The sequence below is a fragment of the uncultured Methanobrevibacter sp. genome, assembly GCF_947169325.1.
Taxonomy (GTDB): Archaea; Methanobacteriota; Methanobacteria; order Methanobacteriales; family Methanobacteriaceae; genus Methanocatella.
In genome coordinates this window covers 1-16,539 of sequence record NZ_CAMVPN010000059.1, presented here as the reverse complement: position 1 = coordinate 16,539, position 16,539 = coordinate 1, and the positions used below count along the sequence as shown (strand labels likewise).

The 16,539-nt window shown below is 33.6% G+C and carries 15 protein-coding genes and 1 pseudogene; 13 read left to right on the top strand and 3 right to left on the bottom strand.

Features of this window, described 5'->3' with window-relative positions; all coding sequences use genetic code 11:
• The first annotated feature begins 122 nt into the window (after positions 1-122).
• Complete coding sequence (locus tag Q0W26_RS08590; RefSeq protein WP_298523938.1) at positions 123-1,439, top strand: hypothetical protein; 1,317 nt, start codon at positions 123-125, stop codon at positions 1,437-1,439.
• Positions 1,440-1,499: 60 nt separating this feature from the next.
• Positions 1,500-2,468 (top strand): hypothetical protein, encoded by a 969-nt coding sequence (locus Q0W26_RS08585; protein ID WP_298523936.1) that lies wholly within the window; start codon positions 1,500-1,502, stop codon positions 2,466-2,468.
• Positions 2,469-2,925: 457 nt separating this feature from the next.
• On the opposite strand, the gene Q0W26_RS08580 is transcribed toward Q0W26_RS08585, so the two are convergent.
• From Q0W26_RS08580 to Q0W26_RS08570, 3 genes are all read right to left on the bottom strand, one after another.
• Complete coding sequence (locus tag Q0W26_RS08580; protein ID WP_298523934.1) at positions 2,926-3,696, bottom strand: hypothetical protein; 771 nt, start codon at positions 3,694-3,696, stop codon at positions 2,926-2,928.
• Between the two features lie 22 nt (positions 3,697-3,718).
• On the bottom strand, positions 3,719-8,401 hold the full coding sequence (locus Q0W26_RS08575) for a right-handed parallel beta-helix repeat-containing protein (RefSeq protein ID WP_298523933.1): 4,683 nt from the start codon (positions 8,399-8,401) through the stop codon (positions 3,719-3,721).
• A gap of 161 nt (positions 8,402-8,562) precedes the next feature.
• The gene (locus Q0W26_RS08570; RefSeq protein ID WP_298523932.1) at positions 8,563-8,877 is read right to left on the bottom strand and encodes a hypothetical protein; all 315 of its coding nucleotides are present in this window, start codon (positions 8,875-8,877) and stop codon (positions 8,563-8,565) included.
• Between the two features lie 525 nt (positions 8,878-9,402).
• Between Q0W26_RS08570 and Q0W26_RS08565 the strand changes: the two genes are divergently transcribed.
• The 11 genes and pseudogenes from Q0W26_RS08565 to Q0W26_RS08515 all read left to right on the top strand — a co-directional run.
• Positions 9,403-10,557 carry a hypothetical protein gene (locus Q0W26_RS08565; protein ID WP_298523931.1) on the top strand — a complete coding sequence of 385 codons (1,155 nt, stop codon included), beginning with the start codon at positions 9,403-9,405 and terminating at the stop codon, positions 10,555-10,557.
• Positions 10,557-11,342, top strand: a complete 786-nt coding sequence (locus tag Q0W26_RS08560; RefSeq protein ID WP_298523930.1) for a hypothetical protein — start codon at positions 10,557-10,559, stop codon at positions 11,340-11,342. Before Q0W26_RS08565 ends, Q0W26_RS08560 begins: the two co-directional genes overlap by 1 nt.
• A 49-nt stretch (positions 11,343-11,391) precedes the next feature.
• On the top strand, positions 11,392-11,583 hold the full coding sequence (locus tag Q0W26_RS08555) for a hypothetical protein (protein WP_298523929.1): 192 nt from the start codon (positions 11,392-11,394) through the stop codon (positions 11,581-11,583).
• Positions 11,580-11,729: a hypothetical protein gene (locus Q0W26_RS08550; RefSeq protein WP_292799589.1), complete on the top strand. Its 150-nt coding sequence runs from the start codon at positions 11,580-11,582 to the stop codon at positions 11,727-11,729. The genes Q0W26_RS08555 and Q0W26_RS08550 overlap by 4 nt, the downstream gene beginning before the upstream one ends.
• A gap of 1 nt (position 11,730) precedes the next feature.
• Positions 11,731-11,979, top strand: coding sequence for a hypothetical protein (locus tag Q0W26_RS08545; protein ID WP_298523928.1), 249 nt, complete (start codon positions 11,731-11,733; stop codon positions 11,977-11,979).
• Positions 11,980-12,006: 27 nt separating this feature from the next.
• On the top strand, positions 12,007-12,273 hold the full coding sequence (locus Q0W26_RS08540; protein ID WP_298523927.1) for a hypothetical protein: 267 nt from the start codon (positions 12,007-12,009) through the stop codon (positions 12,271-12,273).
• Positions 12,263-12,859, top strand: a complete 597-nt coding sequence (locus tag Q0W26_RS08535) for a hypothetical protein (RefSeq protein ID WP_298523926.1) — start codon at positions 12,263-12,265, stop codon at positions 12,857-12,859. Before Q0W26_RS08540 ends, Q0W26_RS08535 begins: the two co-directional genes overlap by 11 nt.
• Positions 12,860-13,723, top strand: a complete 864-nt coding sequence (locus tag Q0W26_RS08530; RefSeq protein ID WP_298523925.1) for a hypothetical protein — start codon at positions 12,860-12,862, stop codon at positions 13,721-13,723. It abuts the gene before it with no gap.
• Positions 13,724-13,726: 3 nt separating this feature from the next.
• Entirely contained in the window at positions 13,727-14,839 is a 1,113-nt protein-coding gene (locus tag Q0W26_RS08525) for a hypothetical protein (protein WP_298523924.1), read from the top strand.
• Positions 14,840-14,854: 15 nt separating this feature from the next.
• On the top strand, positions 14,855-15,901 hold the full coding sequence (locus Q0W26_RS08520; RefSeq protein WP_298523923.1) for an Ig-like domain-containing protein: 1,047 nt from the start codon (positions 14,855-14,857) through the stop codon (positions 15,899-15,901).
• Positions 15,902-16,539: pseudogene (locus Q0W26_RS08515) on the top strand (hypothetical protein); the annotation flags it as partial. It abuts the gene before it with no gap.

The window sequence follows — 16,539 nt, the reverse complement described above, 5'->3', positions numbered from 1 at the left end:
TGGAATGACAATCGCAAAAAGGATTTTGAAAATCAACAAAGTTTTTGAAAGAGTCGCCGATAAGTTAATTTATTATGTTATTTATATAAAAAATATAATAAATAATATAATAAAAAATTGTAATGGAAATGGTTGACATGGGAATTACTGATTATATTAGGACAAGATTATTGAACAACCGTGTGGAACAGTACAACACCAAGCGCAGCTATTGGGGTGAAAGTGAAAGGCAACCTAGAGTTGATGGAATCAATACTGGCCTTGATTTGCCGGATGCCCTTCCGCCAGTCATCAACAAAACAATATCTAATGCACGTTATGCTGTCAAGCTTGATGGTTACACTTCAGGAATATTGAAAAACAGAATTGACAAGGCCAATGTTAATGTGGTGCTTGTTGATAAGGAAAACAAACTCTCCCAAGAGCAGAAACTTACATTAATTCTTTGGGCTCGAAAAATTGACATTCGCCAAATTGCTAAAAACATCCTGCAGGGAGGAATGGTTGACGGTGAAGGTCTAATCAAACCGGTGCAGAGATGGGACAAATCCATAGGAAAATACATTAAGCCAATATTTCTTGAAATCGGTGCTCACGGCTATGGTTTGAAAAAGGAATTCAATGATGACAATGAGGTGCAGCTGTACCTGCATGAGATGCCTAAAGATATTGTCAACGGATCACCGGAGGAGTTTGACAATTATGTCAGTGTTGAGGAGGGAACATTGACTGTTAAATACGAACCTGATGAGGTCATTAACTTCATGTATAATGAAATCTACTCGGAAGCTCAAAGCATTATCTTAAACTGCCTTGATGACATTTATCATAAATGCAATCTTGAAAGAAATCAGGTAGAAAGAATCAATAAGGACAACATCATTGAAGTAAAGCCGTCACTTGATGCTAACGGCCAGCCCATAATCATGGAGCTGTCTTCAACAGCAAAAGAAAACCTTTATGCTGATTACGGAACAACTGCAAATTCAAATGTGGCTATTGTGCCTCCTGGAATTGAATCAAAAATCTTAGGGGGTAACAACTACCAGTCAGACTATACAAGGCAGACTGAAATATTTAGAAACAATATCTTAAGGACTTTTGTCACTCCCCAGTCACAGGCAGGAAATGAAAGGTCAAACCAGAACGTGGCGGAATACATTAACGATTCGGCCATTACTGGGTTTATTGTTAATGTGGCAAATGACCAAAAATGGGTTTTAAAATATTGCAATCAGCTATTGAATATGCAGCTTGAGCTGATGGGTATCAGTGAAACTTTGGATATTTATTTCAGCTATTCAAGAGATGATGTTTTAAGATATATTATGGAGCTCACTGCTGAAGGTGATGAAATATATAAGAACTACTTGTCTAACTTTGAGGAGGAACAGCCTGTTGGTGAGAGGATTTTAAGTGACAGCGGTGTTGAAATATAAATATTTATATAAAATAAGTAATAAAATATATAATAAATAATATAATAAAAAGTGATTGAGATGAGACATGAACTATTTGAAGTCGGATCATACGATTACTCCGACTTGGATGAAAGGTTAACCAAACCAGTAAGATGGACTGAAGAAGATCTAAAACAAATAGCTGAAAACTACCGTGGGGGAATACCACTGACCTCAGAGCACGACAATATCTACGTCGGCATCGGAAACAATATCAACTATGAGGAAGGAAAGCTATTCATCGAAATACCTGATGAACTGGACATGAAAGGAAAAGGCCTTTCCCCTAAAGTTGATGTCTTGCTTAAAGACAAAGGAGATTCATTCGGAATTGATACTATGAGCTTAATAGATGTTGGCGTTACCAAACACCCAAGAAAAATAAGACTGTTGAATTCAGAGATAACTGGAGAAACCGGACCGACAGGTGAAACTGGTGAAACCGGAAATCCAGAACCTGCACCACAACCTCAGCCTAGTGAAGATACAAATGTAGCAACAACCCTGCTTTTGGAAAAACTTCAAGGAAAAGATGCAGAAATCGGAAAACTACAGGATGAAATCAACAGCTTAAAAAAAGAATCCAAAAAGTATGATAAGATTAAAAAGTCCATAGAAGAAAATAAGGAATTCATTGAAAATAAAGAAGATATCTTAAAAGAATTATCTGAACTTCGAAAATCTGAAAACAAAAGAAAAATAAAAGAGTACGAAGCCAAGTACAACTTCAACTATAATGAAAACCCACAGGATAAGGAAATAATCGATAGGCTACTCACTGGTGATGTTGATATGGAACTGATGGAAAAACTGGCTGAGAGAAGAATTAAAATAGAAGCTACCAGTGACGGTTCCGCACCGGGTGGAAGAAATCCTTCTAACTCTGAAGAAGTTGGTGAAACAGGATTAAAAGGAAATAAAACTGATGAGGAAGCTCCATCATTTACAACCCGTGAGGAATACAATAAGATATTAAAAGATATGGGATTCAATAGAACTAAGATTTAATTAAGAAATTTAATTAATCTTCTCTTTAATTAAGTCATGTTTTTAAATTTACTAAATACATAAAATCCAAATCTAATTAATTTAGGGTCACTTATATAATTTTTAATAAGTGGTCCTTTCTAATTTAATTATTGCTATGGTAATTATAAATAGTATTAATAAAATTAACCCAAACCAATTAAAATACCAAAAAATTGAAAATAAACAAATAACGCTATATAAAATACATAATTGATTATTATTTTTAATTTTATATGACGATATGTAAATAATTAATGACAATGAGATATCAACAATAGTTGTTATGATTAATGGTATTATCAAATCAATTTCAAAAAGTTCATTAAGATTAAATCTAACTACCATAAAGATAATGAATAAAATCCATAAAATAATATATATCCAAGCAATATATCTTGCTAATTGACGACCTTTATCATTTCCTACAAACATGTTATTACTTCCATATCATTGATATTAATAATGTAGTTGTTAAAATTAATGATAAAAAAGCATATTTTTTAAATCCTTTTTCTGTTTTTAATTCAAATGGAATTATGTTATTAATTTTATCTGGAGATAGTACAAAGCAAAATAAACAGAATGATAGTAAAAAATAAAATAAACTATGATTCAAAGATATTACATTTTGAAAAATGCTTTTAAATATCCATAAAAGTGAAATGCCCATTGGACCATTACAAACCATAAGTGATAACATATAATAATAAAAGGGATGATATCCAAAAGTCATGTTATTTTTAAAGTCATTTAAACACCATCTGCTCTCATTATTATACACATTTAATTTCAAAAACATAAATATTGGTGGGAAAAATTCTATTAAACTAAAAGCAATAGTGGAATACAAACCACCTTGTTTAAAAGCTAAAATTCCCACACCAGTGGATAATAATCCACTAACTCCAAATAAAATGAAAACCATTCCCTGATATGAAATTCCAGGATACCTCATATCAAATAAAACATATCTTTCATTTAAATAATCACGTTTATAAATAATTAAAATTATTATTAGTGATGAAAAAGATAAACCCGTAAATGAAATTAATAAATAATTAAAGTCTCCAATTAAAAATGCAATAAAAACTGAAGTGAAGAATGATAAGAGTTCACATTCTATAATCAAACCTAATGTATAATATTTAAGTTCATATGAATTCAAATCTCTCCAACTAGTCTTCATAATTTCAGTGAATGATTTCATTATATTTCCTCTGTTTATTTATTTATTTATTTTCGATTGCCTCTTTAAATACTGGAGGAACAATATTGGTATTGAAAAAATTAATTATTTGACCAATAACTGGATCATCATAATTGTTTTTTAATATTAACTCAATTGGACTATATCTAATCAACTTCTCATCAATTTTGATTGAAGTTATAGTTGCAATTTTTCCTCCTTTTGAAAGTATTATTCGCTCAACAGTAACTTTGGTAATTTGAGTACCTATTTTTAAAGTACCACCTAACCCAATAAAAGATAAACCATTATCTAAAAGGAAAAATGCTGCATCAATATAGGTTATTTCCCCATCTAATAATCCATCGGCATATAATAATCCAACTTCTCCTGATGCAAATAAAAATATTCCTGCGATAGATACTGGAATATCACCTGTAATTAATCCACCTGCTGTAAGAGTAATACCTGCTGAAACTAATTCTCCCCCTACAATTCCCACAATTAAACTAGTAAAAAATGATTCCAATTCAGACCAATCATTTCCAAGAGGAGTATTGAATAAAACATTATTTATTGAATAATTCCCAACGGATTCTAAATCAGAATAATCATTACTTGTTTTATTTAATATTTTTCCACCATATTTCCAAGCATTTTCTGTTATGTTGTCATGGTAGCAGGGCATTGTTCCAAGTAATCCGTAATTACTAAAGTAATCACGTACAATACCTGTTTCTAAATCTAAAAATAATAAAGTACTATTATCGTCTGCATGTTTGATAAAAGTATAACCATTACTGGTGAATATCTCTAGAGTTTCGTTGTTCATGTAACTTTCAATTAAACCAAGAGTAACGCTGCCAATTACTGTGGTATTCCATACATTATTGCCGACTAATTGTTCCACTAAACTGAAACTGAAACTTGTAGCATAATTAAACTTCCAGACATTAGTGTTATTCCCTATTGTTTCACGACCCATATTATGGTCAGACTCACCAGTAATGTACAAAGTGTTATAATCATTACATAAGGAAACACAAACTGGACTAATCCTGCTCCAAGTTACATTAAATTCACTTGCAGATTCATCAGCAACATGATCATTTTCGTAAATGACAAGTAATGGTGTTAAAAATGTACCATAAGCAGCTTTCATCAAACCCGGTGCATATAATCCTTTTTGATTTAACCAATAACGTAAATCATTGCTTGTTAAATTACTTTTAACAACTGCAAAACTACGCATACCTTCATAACCAATACTCACATCATTTTCATCAGTAATGTCTGTATAATAAATATTACTTATACGGTAAGCGTAACTGGATGGCGGATTCAAAAGCTTATGATTTCCCCCATATTCAAAATTAATGTCTGGAGTTACATCACCATGATAATCCACAGTCATTTCAATCATATCAATAAAATAGCTTTTATAATTTTTAACGAAATCTAATTCTGAATCAGTTAGTTTATAATCCAATTGAAGATAATTTAAGAATCTATTATAAACTAAATTAACATTACTTGGATTAATATTTGCTGCTTTTGCAAAACTTAAATAATAACCATTAGGTTCCCAAACACCTTCTTTCATACTTGCAAAAACATTATTTAAAAATTTAATGGCTTCAAAAACCTTTGTTGAATAATTATTTTTAAAATATTGGTAAAAAAGATTGTTGATATTAATTTCATCAATAATTTCTCCATTAACTATCATATAAATTTTACCAGAATATAATCCTGTTTCACCCCAACTAAAAGTAATCCAAGAGGCATTATTACTAAATGGGATATGATATGTTTTGTTTACAAAATAATTATTTTCAACGTCCCATGCAGATGAAAATAATGTTATGTCGATTGTTGCATTCTTATTAAATGTGTTAACAATTTTTTCATTATCAAAAATAGCCATAACTGAAATGTGGTCATGGTTTGCAAATAAACTACTTAATTCAAAATCAACAAATGCTTTCCCGTCTTTTAAATAAGTTGTATTAAACTTTTTATTTCCATCAACATTAAATACAGAAATAAAAGATTCAAGATTATCTGGAATATATCCTAATGAAGATAATTTATTTCCCAAATTATTATAAGTTAAATCAACATAGAATTTAGCTCTTTCAATTTGACTATATTCATTTACTTTATAAGATGATGAAAATAAATGTGCAACCATCCATGTGTTCATTATTAAATTTCCAGTAGCATTATAAATATTAGCAAGAACATTACGGCTTGTAGAAATTTTAGGCGTATTTTCTCCCCACCAGTTATTATCTATAACATAAGAGCAATTTGCTTCGGAATAAAAATCATATTGGCCATTATCACATAATCTATTTAAATAAAATGAATCCTCATATGATAAAAGGGAGGTGTCTAAAACAAAACCGCATAATTTATTATCATGGATATTATTAAAAGCATAAGTATTATTAACTGAAACTCTTAAGAATACTCCATATTTATTGTTTTTAAATTCATTATAAAGCACGTGGGAATTATAAGAGATTACATATAATCCTGTATCAAAATCTGAAATATTATTGGAATTTATATTTATATTCGGACAAAGAATATATAACCCAATACCATTTAACTTGTTTTTATTGATAATATTGTTGTTAACAATTGAAATATTATTTGAAGTATTATTTAAAACAAGAATCCCTCCGGCACCCCTATTAGAATTTAATAATATATTATTATTTAAAATCATAAGATTATCGGATTTTCTAACACTTATGCCGCTCATGGAATTTATGAATTTATTTGAATCAATTGAATTATAAGCAATCAAAGTATTTGTATCACAATCAGTTTCTATAGAACTAACTACATTAATAAATTGATTATTAATGAGAGTGACATTTTCCGCTTGATAAATTACAATTCCAAAAGAAGAATCCTTAATTTTAAATCCACGAATAACGCTATTGCTTCCTCCATTGGTAACTCCAATAACTGGATGAGTAGAGTCTATGCCTTGTAATGTAGCGTTAATTGATATTAAATTAATAAATTTATTTACAGTTATTTGTTCATTATATAAACCTTCACTAATTTTAATTATGTCTCCATTATGAGTATTTGCATCATTAATTGCTGATTGAATTGTTGTGTATCCTTTACCTGAATTTAAATTACCTACTTTTTCAAAAATGTAATTGCAGGTTATTACTTCACTTTTATGCCCATTAAAATCAATTGCATAAAATCGTAAAGAGGTAGTTTTGGAAATACTTAATATATTTTCATATAACATGAAATTTGATTCATTTAATGAATAATAAATTTTAGGGTTTTGATCAAGATTATCCCAGCTAGTCAAATTTACAAGAATAGGTGAGCTATATAAATCAGAATCCAGATTGCTCCAAACGAGTGGACGTTTATTGTCAATTATATAATGTTCATGGTAAATACTGCCACTGCCATTGCTGTAATATAAATCATAAATACCGTTTGTTAAGATAAATGACTTTGATTTATTAGATTGGTTCCAATTATTATTGTCCCAGCTATATTTAATCAATTTAGCAGTATTTATGTTTAATGATAAATTTAGATAAGAGTTATTGTAAAATCCACCATCATAATTCACTGTTGGGTGAAATGATATTACATTTACATTAATTTTTTTACTAACGCTTGCATATGGACTTTTAGCAAATGAGACCTCAACATTATATGTTCCAGGTTTTTCAGCTATTTTAATTCCTGCTCGCCCATTGCTGTCACTAACTACATTTGTACTTTTATCATTGATTTTAAATGTGATGGTTTGTTCGCTTAAAAATTTATTATTTTTGGTATCTTTTAAAGTTGCATATAAGTATGCATTGTTGTCATCATAATTACAAGTTAAATCATTCACGGTTAAACTTGTAGGGATGCTGTTGACTGTTACGGTTACTGTCTTTTTACTTGTTACATAATTTGAATTTGTAAATGAAATTGTTGTTGTGTATTTTTTTGGTCCTGCTCCAATTGTTAGAGTTGCAACTCCTTTGGAATCAGTTTTTTGATTATAGTTTTTACCATTAAAATTAAAAACAACAGTTTTATCTGCTAAAACCTTTCCATTTTTATCTTTTAGCGTTGCTTTTAACTTATTGTTGCCATCACCATATGTGAAAGCAAGATTATTTGCAGCTAATGTTGTTGGCATTGCTTTTACTGTAACTTTTGCTGTTTTACTGCTTGTTTGATATCCGCTTGCTTTGAAAGTAAATTTCACTGAATATGTTCCTGGTCCTTTTTGAACATTCCAACTAACGCAACCTTTGGAATCGGTTGTACGTGAGTAAGTTTTACCAGAATAAGATACTGTGATCTTTTTCCCGGATAATGCTTTGCCGTTTGAATTTTTCAAATAAGCTTTAAGAGTAGTTCCGTCTTGGTAATATTTGGTCACATCTTTTGCAGTAATTGTTGTTTTAACTGTGGAACTAGCTTTTTTTACAACATTACTGGGTTTCGTATTATTGTCTTGAATTTTAACATTGGATGAATTTTCAATTTTTTCATCAACATGATTATCATCTGATGAAACATCTACACTATCAGAATAGGTATCATCTGATTGGTAATCAACGCTTAACGTATCATTTTCGACTGCATTGTCTGAAACTGCATAGGTGCAGTTTAAACAAATTATAAAACAAAAAAATATTAATATACATAAAAATTTATTTATATTCTTCAAATTTACACTCCTTTAGTTTAATAGTAATAAAGTTTCATTTATTGAGTTCATGACATATATTCTTTACGGTTAGGGGTGTTTAAAAAATAAAGGAATATTCTAATTATAAGATAATTAGAATTTTTTAAGAAAATTTTTAAGAACATGCAGGTTTTTTACTATTATTTGTCTAATTCATGTTCTATTAATAAATAATCTCCATATTCTTCAATTTTACTTTCGTGTTTCATAAATTTGTCTAGTATATTTATTACTTCAGGATTATCAACATTGTGAAGTTTTAATCCTAAATAGCTTTTTGAAGAATTAGTAACTTTTAATTCATCTTCATTCAAATGTGTTATATTTCTGAGATGTTCTTCAAGTTCTTTTTGAATGTTTGTGTTATCGTTTTCCTGTTTTATAGCGTTTAAAATATCTTCAATAGTTATTTTCTCATTTGTTTCATCAAGTTTCTTTTTATGTTCTGGATTCATTATTATCCTCTCTTTATTAAATAATTTCCGTATGTTCTTGCATTTGGTTTTAATTTAAATTTATTTTATTTTGGTATCACCACCATATCAGCTATTATGGATATTAATAATTTATTTTTAATCCATATTTATTATATGGTGTTGTGAATTGTTGTATTTAAATTTAACTATTTAATTGATTGTAAAAAACTATTTAAATAGCTATAGATGTTCTATAATCATATTTAAATGTTTCTGTCATATTGCTATTAAAATATAGCAAAAAAGAAATATTTTTATAGGGGTTTTCTTGAAACCATTAGTTGAAATATTTGAATTGTTCCAGGAATTGTATGTTTGTTATTTTTCGAAAGTTGGTTTTCATTGACAAAGTAGTGCTGTTTTATTTTATTTGGATTTTGATATGGTTGTTGGAGTCGTTAATGTCAATATTTGATATTACTTTTTTTATTATATTATTTATATAAAAAGGATAATAAAATATTAATTATGACATTGCAGAAAAAATTACAGATAAATATTGTCATGAGTAATTACAACCAGAGAAGCGGCAGCTATTCGGGAAACTATGATTATATCTTCTTAGATAATTTAGCCAGCAGTTCTTACGCTAATCTTTTCAGAAGTGATTTGAAAAACCTGAAGATTAAAACCCCAAACAATACTGAATGTCGGGTATTATACATTCCAGCTTATGGAACACAAGGTGCAGCGATACTTGCAAGAGTTCCTGTTGGTCAGATTTCACAAACCACAAAGCTATTGTTAGACGTATATGATACCGGAACAACCTTCTCAAGCACTCTAACAACCGGTAGTGATGTACTGATGTTTGATGCAAACTCTGATACATTCTCAAGTTTTTTCATGAACTACTCAGGTTTAAGCATCATCAATGATTCAACCGATAACGGCAGATTTCTAAGAGCAAGATTTGCTCCAAACCTTGAGGGCACCTCTCCAACCGGTTTAATCACAAATGTCGCTTCTGGGTCTAGTTTAAGCAATGGTCGTGTTACTGTTGTGAGATTTAAGAGAATTACAGGTAATGTTACTGTTAATGACAATGCAACATATCATGGTACAACAACCGGAAGTGTCATGATGCAGTCTGATTTTAATCTCACAATTGACAGGCAAGATTTGAAGTCAACCATCCTGACATTGGCAGGCAATCAAAAGTCATACTGCATGTTCAACGGTGCTAAGACTTTAGTGATGGCCAGTTCATTTGACGCCTACAATCAGGGAAGCGATGACGATGGAAACTATAAACAGTACCATTTGCATGGCCGTGTAGGAACAGGTTCGTCAAATGCTTCAGATTATCTTGAAGGATTTGACAGGAACAATCCAACCAAGTTTTATCAAAATGATTATGCTGAAGTTGAAATCTCACCTGAATGGTATGCAACAGCAAGTCTTGAAGACTACAACTATGTTGATTTAAAATGGCTTCTTATATTTCCATCACCACTTTTTTCAGCTAACGGTATTCCTCAAATAACAGTAACCAAAAGAGAAAAAACCGGAATCAGATTATACAAGGGAAGTCATGAGTACACCAAAGCATACAAAGGCTCAATGTTAATGTGGGATGCCAATGATGATGATTTAGCAGATACGGGTCTGCACATACCTGATAAGATAATTAACAAGAATTGGAATTGGGTGTTTTAATGATTGAAGAGTACAATGAAACAATAGCACATAACAAAGGCCATCCTACAGGATTGGGTCATGAAGAGAAGATGGATGTAATAGCTTGTTTATTAAATGAAGGCGAGAGGTTCTATGTCAATGAGGAGCATACGGCTTGGATTTCAGAAAACCAGTGCAGAGTCGGAGAGATGGTAACATTAGCTGAAGAATCAACAATGGAACACACTATAGTCAGAAAAGCTAAAGCTGGAGAATTGGCATTTGGCTATCTTCTAGGTAAAGTCCAGCTCAGAAGTTCCGGACATACTCTTGTTACTGTGGCAGTTTTAGGTGATGTTTTCAGACTGAAACTCAAAAGACCAGTCCCTGCAGATATATTGCCGAATACCAGAATCTACATTGACAGTGACGGTGAGTGCAATCCGGTACATGGACATGATTTAAGACTGCTTTCAATCGTTAACCTCATGGAAAATGATACAACAGAATACATCAGGGTCTACCGTCAGATGTCTGAAATTGAAATGTATCCTGAATCTCAGAACTGTATTGATCTTGGGGACTGCAGCTTCGAACAGGATGAAATCACACATGTGGTGAACATGATTGTACCTGATGAATCCAATATCATGGCGCAGGCAAATTATGTCAAGGATGCAGACGGCGTTACATATTGTGAGCTTCCCGACGTGGCTATTGTCAATAACGTCAGATTTGTCTGGGAAGACAACAAGCTCTACATGGAATGGGGAGGTTGTGATGATGACCAACAAGTATATTTATATAAAATAAATAATAAATAATATAATAAAATATATAATAAAAAATATAATATGATAGTGAGGTTTACACATGACAATAAGGAAACTTGTCGGAACATTGGAAAACAAAGGCCCGTACATTGACCAGTCAACAGGCCACTGGTTTTACTGGAACGGCACCAAATACGTGGACTCAGGTTATCCTTACGCCATCAAACCCATTATCCAATTTAAAATCGAAGACGGAATATTATATTACTCAATTAGTTGGGAGGCACAATGAAATACATAAAATACTTTGAAACAGTCGAAGAATATGAATCCTGGATGAAAATAGAAGAAAACGCAGAGGAAGTTTACCAGTCAGAAGAAAAGATTCTCGTTGACGGTGTAATCTTAAGCCACACATACAAAGAGGAGGAAATCTAAAATGATTTATGAATTTTTAGAAAAAAACAGAAAGGACATTGACATACTGACATCTTTTTTAGTAACAGCTATTCCAGTCATCATGCTATATTCTGAAAGCTTGGGAATCACTGAAAACACAGTTCCTTATTGCATTCTCATGATTGCTTTAGGTATAACCAGTCATTACGCAAGCAGAATCAGAGGCGAAGGAGATGTTGACGACGCAAAACAAAAAGCTAGAAAAGTTTTGGGCTATCCTGAAGAATGATAATCTTTTCTGGAGGATACTGTTATCATGAACAAACTAATTAAAAAGATTGTCATATGCAACTTTACCAAAACAATTTCCAGTGCAGTTTTAACAGCAATAGCCATCAACATTATCATGACAAATGCCACAAAGTATGCTTTAATCGAAGGGCTATTGCCATTTACATTAGCCATCGTCATTGTTGCATTAATCGATATTTATGAGTATAGATGTGAGCGTGAAGACAAGATTAATTTGGATGAACTGGAAGATAGAATTGAAAAGCTGGAAGGTAATCTTGATGAAAGGTAAAATTCTAATTGCAGTTCCGACATTTGAAACCATCAAGCCTGAATGCTTCAAAAGCATTTATGGTTTGATAAATCCAAAGGATTTTAATCTTTATTTCGATTATGTGAAAGGTTATGACTGTGCACGTGCAAGAAACGAAATAGCTAAGCTTGCACTTAATTATAACTTTGATTATGTGCTAATGGTAGATTCAGATGTCAGTGTTCCGAAAGATGCAGTCAATAATCTATTGGAATGTGAAACAGACATTGCTTTAGGCTGGTATTACAAGAAAAGAACAAGAACAGATGAGACTGTCATCTTTGATTTTGGAAAAGACTTCAACAATCAAAACATGATTTATGCAAAAACATTAATGGAAACTAATGATTCATTTGATGTTAAAGGAGGTGGCCTTGGAATCAGTCTCGTTAATGTTAATGTCTTTAGAAAAATGGCATATCCATATTTCAAGTATGTAATCTATGATAATGAGACAGTACTTTCTGAAGATTTGTATTTCTGCAGCGAAGCAAGAAAATACGGAATGAATATCAAATGCAATCCAACTGTTAAAGGAAACCATATATATGAGGTGAGTGTATAAATGCAAGACCAGATAGTTTTACTTGAGGCAAGAAAAGAAGTCACCACATTTCTTTTAGATGATGGGAATATAACCTCAGAAAATGTAGTGACACAAACAGGACAAGGAATTGGTTATGAATACACAAATAAACTTTATCCTGAAGATACTGTTACAATATCTCCAAATTCACAAATCGGAAAAGAAATGGTGAAAAAATACACTGACGGTGATGATGAAATACCAATAGGCATCATCGTTAATGATCCGGTTGTAATGGACAGCGGCCGGAGAAAAGCAAGCGTGTTAGTGTTAGGCCAACTATACAGACTAAAACTGGCCAGCGGAGTTAGTGATATTGAGCCTGCCGATAAAATTGCATTAGGCGAAAACGGAGCTATCAAATCAGATAAAGGAGATTTCTTGGCATTGCATCCTGTTGAAGATTCTGATAAATACAATTACATTAACTGTTTTAAGTTAGCTAGTGGCAGTGCCGGTGAAACCGGAGCAACCGGTGAGAAAGGTGACACTGGACCTGCAGGACCAAAAGGTGATACTGGAGATACTGGAGCCACAGGTGAAACTGGTGCTACTGGTGCAACTGGTGAAACCGGAGCTAAAGGAGATACAGGTGCTACTGGAGATACTGGTCCTAAAGGGGATACTGGTGCTACTGGTCAAAAAGGTGATACAGGTTCTAAAGGTGATACTGGAGACACCGGAGCAACTGGTCCGGTTAATCTTGCAAGCACTCTAGACACTACAGATAACACCAATGCCATTAAAAACGCACCGGTGGCCACAGCCATTCAAAACTTACAAAACAGCATTGGAGCAATAACCTCTGCACAAACTGCCAACTTGAATTTACTTGGGAGCTAAATCATGACTTTCACACCACCAGACCTTTCAGAGGCCTTGACAAATGAGCAGGCAATGAATTCAAGATTAACAACGTTCAGAAATGATGTTAAAGATATTCTTGATGGGGCTGAAATTACTTATTCAAGTGATTTGGGAATTCTTGGGCTTTTAAGATTACTTCCGGTTCCAGATCCCCAATCAATTGAGTTCAACTGTTATGAGTCATGGCTGACTAAAGACGGGCCTCAGGGTCACGCCAAAAGTGCAAACATGTATATTATCGTGAGAGATAAGAATGATGTTTCTATGAACGGCATTGATGTGGTGCTTCAAAGAAAACCCCTTTCAGGTGGCAATTGGACAACCATAACTTCAGGAAGAACTCCATTATCATATGCGGCAACTGCAGATGCAAACCGTGGAGGCTATATCTACAAGGCTTATGTTACTAATAAACCGGCTGTCAGTGCCGAGCATTCACTTCCGCAATACTACATGAACTATTTCAACGATTCTGAATATGTGGACAATATTCCACCTTCCTTATTAAACACAGGCAATCTTTTAAAAGCCACTAATGTAAAATCCGTAGATACAACTGGTCTTGCATATGATGAAAACTATATTGAGGTTGTTGCCAATCAGGCAGGAGTTATGAAAGGAGCCATCATGATAAACAACACTCCAACAATTCTTGGGGCAAACAGCAACACTCATGTATATATAGGTTATGACATGAGCCGAGGAAACGTTTCCTCATCAACTCAAATGAAAGGTTATGGTGGAGGATTTGTTGGAAACGGCAGCAGAGATTCAGTTGGAGTATTCTTTGACAACTGCGATGCTGATTTTGATACTGCCTATGACTTTATGTTTCTTGGCTCACCGAGTGATGCGGGATATACGGTTGCCGGAAGCGTAAGGGAATGTTATGTGGATATTGAAGGTGGAAGTTCAGGAAATTACACATACTACAGAACCGCTGACGGCAGTGTAAGCAATTATGCTGGATACTGGTACGGTTCCGAAATCGGAAGTACATATGCACCATGCATTGTATTTTATGCAGATAACATGGCTGCAGATGAAAGACTGAGAATACCAATAAAATACATTAGGGCGGTAGCTCCATAATGAGGTGAATATTTTATGAGCATTGCAGGTAATGTCATTGAGGAAAACACAAAACTGGGAAATGCAAGGACAATCCTAAGAGAAAAGCTAGCCGCATGGAACATTGACTATAACAATTCAGACACGTTATTCGAGCTTTTGAAACGATGGCGATACACAGATAATCAATTGTCAGTAGCAATATTCTATCCTTCCGAAAACGAATGCATTGCTGGAGCTGAAGTCACAGCTGGTGCAGTGATAAAAGATGGTGATAATCAGCCAATTGAAGGCATGCCGGTTAAAGTAACATGTGGGGGACAAACATATAATATTCTAACAGGCACTAACGGAAGAGCTGAAGTCACTCTAACAGTTGGCGTGGCAGGTTCAACATTTTCAGGAACACTAACTGCCGGAAACCAGTCAGAAAGCTGGACATATGAAAACATAAAGCTCTTTGGAATGGAGGAAGATAATCCGGATGATTCAATGTTTGACATCATAAAATACCCATCAGATATTGAACTGACATTGGAGCCATATGAATACGACACAGGATATAATGATTCAGGATTGCTGGTAAGCAAACAAACCAACAGTGCAAGCGCAGCATTTCTAATTCCAAAAGGAACACCTGCCATCACTGATTCGGGAATTCATTTCAAATGTGGGATGGTGCAGAAAAAAACAAGCAATCAGGGATGGGGCGATGCAATATGTCTTTTAAACTCCAAAGAATTGACACACACAAGAGATACAAAGATATTGGAGTTGGGTGCTTTTGCTGGTAAAAAAGGAGTGAGATATTCCACTTCAGACCATGTAATAAGAGACATTAGTGTAACTACAGGGCAACTGACGCTGGATTCAAAATGGTATACATTCGAGTTCTACTATGATGATGGATACCTTGAAGCAACAATCAAAGACGGCTCAAATACGGTTTTCAGCTATACTGGGGATGTATCCGAAAGCATAACATTGGATAGCTATTATCCGGCATTCATGATTTACGATGCAGGGGGAAGCATGATATTTAACAACATACTAATCGAAGCATGGACACATGAGGTGGAATAAATGGTGCAAACAGAATGGATAGCACTCGGAAGGGTAGTGGGAGATACAGGCCAAAAAGGAGATACTGGTGATGCATTCACATATGAAGACTTCACTTTAGAACAGCTGGCAGGATTGAAGGGTGAAAAAGGAGACACGGGACCGGCAGGACCAAAAGGTGATACAGGTGATAAAGGAGAAACTGGTAAGACAGGCAGTAAAGGAGACAAAGGCGAGACTGGAGCAACTGGAGAGAAAGGAGACACTGGGCCTAAAGGAGATACTGGAGACACAGGAGCTACTGGAGATACTGGACCGGCCGGGCCGACTGGGGCGACTGGAGCTAGCGGCACTAGTGTTACTATTAAAGGTTCGTATAACACTTACCAGGAACTGATAACTGCTCATCCGACAGGTAATCTCGGAGATAGCTATATTGTTGATGGGTCTCTTTATGTCTGGAATGGAAACGCTTGGGATAATGTAGGAAACATAAAAGGAGACACTGGCCCAACAGGACCAAAAGGGGATACTGGTCAAGGTAGTGATGAGGAAGCTGGTTGGAAACTGCCAGTCGATCAGATACTAACAACAACAACCTTGCCGACAGGTGTTAGTGCAGGGTATCGTGTAGCTATTGTAACAAGCTCTGTCATGGC

Bases quoted from the DNA above. Each gene is read 5' to 3' on its own strand.
- Q0W26_RS08590 (WP_298523938.1), top strand. From the start codon at position 123: ATGGAAATGGTTGACATGGGAATTACTGATTATATTAGGACAAGATTA.
- Q0W26_RS08585 (WP_298523936.1), top strand. From the start codon at position 1,500: ATGAGACATGAACTATTTGAAGTCGGATCATACGATTACTCCGACTTG.
- Q0W26_RS08580 (WP_298523934.1), bottom strand. From the start codon at position 3,696: ATGAAATCATTCACTGAAATTATGAAGACTAGTTGGAGAGATTTGAAT.
- Q0W26_RS08570 (WP_298523932.1), bottom strand. From the start codon at position 8,877: ATGAATCCAGAACATAAAAAGAAACTTGATGAAACAAATGAGAAAATA.
- Q0W26_RS08565 (WP_298523931.1), top strand. From the start codon at position 9,403: ATGAGTAATTACAACCAGAGAAGCGGCAGCTATTCGGGAAACTATGAT.
- Q0W26_RS08560 (WP_298523930.1), top strand. From the start codon at position 10,557: ATGATTGAAGAGTACAATGAAACAATAGCACATAACAAAGGCCATCCT.
- Q0W26_RS08555 (WP_298523929.1), top strand. From the start codon at position 11,392: ATGACAATAAGGAAACTTGTCGGAACATTGGAAAACAAAGGCCCGTAC.
- Q0W26_RS08550 (WP_292799589.1), top strand. From the start codon at position 11,580: ATGAAATACATAAAATACTTTGAAACAGTCGAAGAATATGAATCCTGG.
- Q0W26_RS08545 (WP_298523928.1), top strand. From the start codon at position 11,731: ATGATTTATGAATTTTTAGAAAAAAACAGAAAGGACATTGACATACTG.
- Q0W26_RS08540 (WP_298523927.1), top strand. From the start codon at position 12,007: ATGAACAAACTAATTAAAAAGATTGTCATATGCAACTTTACCAAAACA.
- Q0W26_RS08535 (WP_298523926.1), top strand. From the start codon at position 12,263: ATGAAAGGTAAAATTCTAATTGCAGTTCCGACATTTGAAACCATCAAG.
- Q0W26_RS08530 (WP_298523925.1), top strand. From the start codon at position 12,860: ATGCAAGACCAGATAGTTTTACTTGAGGCAAGAAAAGAAGTCACCACA.
- Q0W26_RS08525 (WP_298523924.1), top strand. From the start codon at position 13,727: ATGACTTTCACACCACCAGACCTTTCAGAGGCCTTGACAAATGAGCAG.
- Q0W26_RS08520 (WP_298523923.1), top strand. From the start codon at position 14,855: ATGAGCATTGCAGGTAATGTCATTGAGGAAAACACAAAACTGGGAAAT.